The 4,261-nt window shown below is 34.5% G+C and carries 3 protein-coding genes; 1 reads left to right on the plus strand and 2 read right to left on the minus strand.

Going from position 1 to position 4,261, the window contains the following annotated elements:
• Nucleotides 1-1,994 (plus strand): glycogen/starch/alpha-glucan phosphorylase (locus QVA17_RS12290; RefSeq protein ID WP_287389280.1); only part of this gene is annotated, 1,994 nt, incomplete at its 5' end.
• Nucleotides 1,995-2,088: 94 nt separating this feature from the next.
• Here QVA17_RS12290 and trhA read toward each other — a convergent pair.
• The gene (gene trhA / locus QVA17_RS12295; protein WP_287389281.1) at nt 2,089-2,910 is read right to left on the minus strand and encodes a PAQR family membrane homeostasis protein TrhA; all 822 of its coding nucleotides are present in this window, start codon (nt 2,908-2,910) and stop codon (nt 2,089-2,091) included.
• A 244-nt stretch (nt 2,911-3,154) separates the two neighbouring features.
• Complete coding sequence (locus tag QVA17_RS12300; RefSeq protein WP_287389283.1) at nt 3,155-3,982, minus strand: MerR family transcriptional regulator; 828 nt, start codon at nt 3,980-3,982, stop codon at nt 3,155-3,157.
• Nucleotides 3,983-4,261: the final 279 nt, after the last annotated feature.

The following is a 4,261-nucleotide window of genomic DNA, read 5'->3' on the forward strand; positions in this document are numbered from 1 at the left end:
ATCAAATAGAAACACCAGATGATTGGTTAAGAGATGGTTATCCATTTGAAATCAAAAGGGCTGAGTATCGATATGAGGTGAAATTTGGTGGATATGTAAAGGTTGTAAAAGACGAAAAGACAGGACGAGATAATTTTGTACAAGAAGATTATCGTTCAGTAATAGCTGTTCCATATGATTTGCCAATACTAGGATACGGTAATAATACAGTTAATTCCCTTAGAATATGGGATGCTGAACCTGTAGTAAAATTCAATCTAAATTCATTTGATAAGGGAGATTATCAAAAGGCTATTGAAGAGGAAAATCTTGCCAAGAACTTAGTAGAAGTGTTATATCCAAATGATAATCACTATGCAGGTAAGGAACTTAGATTAAAGCAGCAATATTTCTTTGTATCAGCATCAGTTCAAAGAGCGGTTGATAGATATAAGAATATGCATAATGGTGATGTTTCTAAGTTATATGAAAAGGTTACATTCCAGTTAAATGATACACATCCAACAGTTACAGTTGCAGAACTTATGCGTATACTTATGGATGAGAATGGATTAGATTGGGATCAGGCATGGGATATTACAAGTAAGACTGTAGCTTACACAAACCATACAATTATGGCAGAAGCCCTTGAAAAATGGCCAATCGAACTCTTCTCAAGATTATTACCAAGAATTTACCAAATCGTTGAGGAAATCAATAGAAGATTTGTAGAAGAAATCAAGGCTAAGTATCCAGGAGACCAGGAAAAGATTAGAAAGATGGCCATTATTTATGATGGTCAGGTAAAGATGGCTCATTTAGCAATTTGTGCCGGATATTCAGTAAATGGTGTTGCAAAACTTCACACTGAAATCTTAAAGAAGCAGGAATTAAAGGACTTCTATGAAATGATGCCAGAGAAATTTAATAATAAGACAAATGGTATCACACAGAGAAGATTCTTACTTCATGGTAACCCACTTCTTGCAGAATGGATTACAGACAAGATTGGTGATGGTTGGATAACAGACCTTAAGCAGATCGACAAGTTATCACTTTATGTAGATGATAAAAAGGCTCAGCAAGAATTTATGAACATTAAATATAAGAATAAGGTAAGACTAGCAGAGTACATAAAGAAGTACAATGGAATTGATGTAGATCCTAACTCAATTTTCGATGTACAAGTTAAGAGATTACATGAATATAAGAGACAGTTATTAAACATCCTTCATGTAATGTACCTTTATAACAAGTTAAAGAGTGATCCAACTTTTGATATGGAGCCAAGAACATTCATTTTTGGAGCTAAGGCAGCAGCTGGATATAGAATCGCTAAGCAGACAATTAAGCTTATTAATAATGTGGCAAATGTAATCAATAACGATGCTTCAATATCTGGCAAGATAAAGGTTGTCTTTATTGAAAACTACAGAGTATCAAACGGTGAGATAATCTTTGCGGCAGCAGATGTATCAGAACAGATTTCAACTGCATCAAAGGAAGCTTCAGGAACTGGTAACATGAAGTTTATGCTCAACGGTGCTATAACTCTTGGAACAATGGATGGTGCAAATGTAGAAATCGTACAGGAAGTTGGCGAAGAAAATGCAGTTATTTTCGGACTTAGCTCAGATGAGGTAATTAAGTATGAAAATGAAGGCGGATATGATCCAATGGAAATCTTTAATGAAGATCAGGATGTTAGAGAAGTTCTTATGGAACTCATTAATGGAAAGTATTCTGAAAATGATCCTGAAGAGTTTAGAGACATTTACAATTCATTACTTAATTTCCAGGATGGAAGAAGAGCCGATATTTACTTTATCTTAAAGGATTTCAAGTCTTATGCTAAGGCACAGGAAGAAATTGATAAGAGATATAAAGACAAGGCAGGCTGGGCAAAGTCAGTAATGCTTAATACTGCTAAGTCAGGAAAGTTCTCATCAGATAGAACAATTGAAGAATATGTAAAAGATATTTGGAAGTTAGAAAAAGTTCATGTTGAGATGTAAGATTTAAGACTTAAAAAATATTAAAAAAATAAAGCCTATAACCAGAGACAATAGATAAAGTCAAAGGTTATAGGCTTTTTATTTATAACTAATTCTACATTGTAGCAACGTAAGTAAAAATCATAATATAGTGGCAAAGACTTCCTGCCATTACAAAGAGGTGGAAAATCTCATGGCTGCCAAAATTAGGATGAGCTGCATCAAACTTTACAGGCTTTAATGCATAGATAATTGCACCAACGCTATACATAACGCCACCAGCAAAAAGCCAGATAAAACCAGTCAATGGAACAGCTGCTAAAATCTGAGGAAAGGCCATAATGCATGTCCATCCCATAATTAGATAAATTACAGAAGAGACCCATTTTGGACAAGTAACCCATAAAAGCTTAAAAGCAATAGCTACAAGGGCAAGTCCCCAAACAATGGAAAGCATTATATAACCCACTGTATTGTGAAGAGCCACAAGACAAATAGGAGTGTAGCTTCCGGCAATTAAAACAGGAATCATGCTGTGGTCTAATTTTTTCAAAATCTTATTGGCAGAAGCAGAAATATCATAAGAATGATATGTTGTACTAGCTGCATAAAGGGCAATCATACTAAGCATAAATACTGTAACGGAGATAACGTTGACAATATGGTTAGTAGTTGATGCCTGATAAACCATAGCAGGCATAGCAATAATTGCAACAATCATGGCTATTAAATGAGTAATAGCACTACCTGGATCCTTTAATCTAAAATTACCCTTTTCCTTTAACTTATCAAAAGAAATAAGTCTAATGATGTGATTCTCCTTCTTATGACGATAAACAGAATTGCCGCCGTAAGTATCACGAAGACGGAAAGTGTTCTTAAAGATTGAATTATCAAGATTAATTGTACTGTTGTTCATAGGTCTTAAGTAGTCCATATTTATACCTCCTATATTAGCGATGTATATGTATAGTTTAGTAAAGCTTCTAAAACAGCAGCGTTACTGTTGTTGTTACTAGACATGTAGTTATTAATTACTTGTGCATGTAGTTTTTAAAACTACATCTGTAAGACAATAATACTACCACATTGTTGATAATGCAAGTAAAAATATTCTAAAAGTATTTACAAAAAAAGGGAAAATGTAAACATTTTCCCTTAAAAGCTATAAATATATGGACTTATTTGCTGGAAACTGGAGCGCTAATTAAAATGTATAGCATCTCCTTTCCATCCTCAAAACACTTAGAAACAGTGACACCAATAATGTCACCATTAAGTGTAGAGTTAGTATCCTTCATAATTTGCATGATGTTTTGGCTCAATTTGTGGAAAATTAGACAGCCATCTCCTTCGTTTAATTCATCAGTAGAAATCTTTTCCATACACATAATTGATTTAGCAGTTGGATAATAGTGAACAAATTCATTAGTAGTTAAATTGACTTCCTCGGCTAAGTAGCCCTTAACGGCCCAACCAGAACAAAGAGTGTAGCTCTTATTATCGATGTCCTTTTTTTTCATAAGATAGATTCTTTGAACCTCGGGATAATCATAGATAAAGTTGTTTAAAATCTCCTGATGTTTTGTATCTTTAGCAAGCTTGCTACCTTCAGAATAAAGACTGTAATATAGATCCACACAGTCCTTAAAATATGGCTGCGCCACACTGCTTGTAGCCTTTTGCATTAGTTTAATGTCATCCTTAATACGATGGTGAATATTCTTTAAATTAGAGATGGTGTCTTCTAGTTCTTTCATTTTCTCTTGGTATGCAGTAATATTTTCTTCCATTGAAAATGTGTTCATGGCCGCAAGTTCCTCGTGGGAAAAGCCATATTTTCTAAGAAGTCTAGCATTAAGAGCCTGAAAGACACTTTCCTCATCATACATTCTATAGCTATTAGAAGGATCCCTGTCAGAACTGAAATAGCCCATGTTCTCATAACGCCTTATGGTATTAGTGGACACATTCATAAGTCTTGCAAGATCGCTGATTTTGTATTTCATAAATCCAATCCTTTCTTATAGTATTTATATTCACAATTTAATTTTAGTAGAAATTCTAGAAAAGAGCAAAACAAAAATGACCTAAATTATAAAATAAAATTGTAGTAAATTGAATTATGTGCTATCATGCAAAGAGCTGAGGGGGCGCGTAATTGAACGCAGTGTAAGCAATCCCCCGCTTCAAAAGCGTAAGCTTTAAGCGGGGGTATAAAGCTTACTAGTGTCAGAAGGGGTTAAAGCCCCTTCTGACAGGTGGCACAAAGTGCCACTGCGTTCATG

Origin of the sequence: Lachnospira sp., from assembly GCF_016290755.1 — a bacterium.
Taxonomy (GTDB): Bacteria; Bacillota; Clostridia; order Lachnospirales; family Lachnospiraceae; genus Lachnospira; species Lachnospira multipara.

Coding starts and splice junctions, on each gene's coding strand:
- QVA17_RS12300 (WP_287389283.1), bottom strand. CDS start 3,982: ATGAAATACAAAATCAGCGATCTTGCAAGACTTATGAATGTGTCCACT.
- trhA (WP_287389281.1), bottom strand. CDS start 2,910: ATGGACTACTTAAGACCTATGAACAACAGTACAATTAATCTTGATAAT.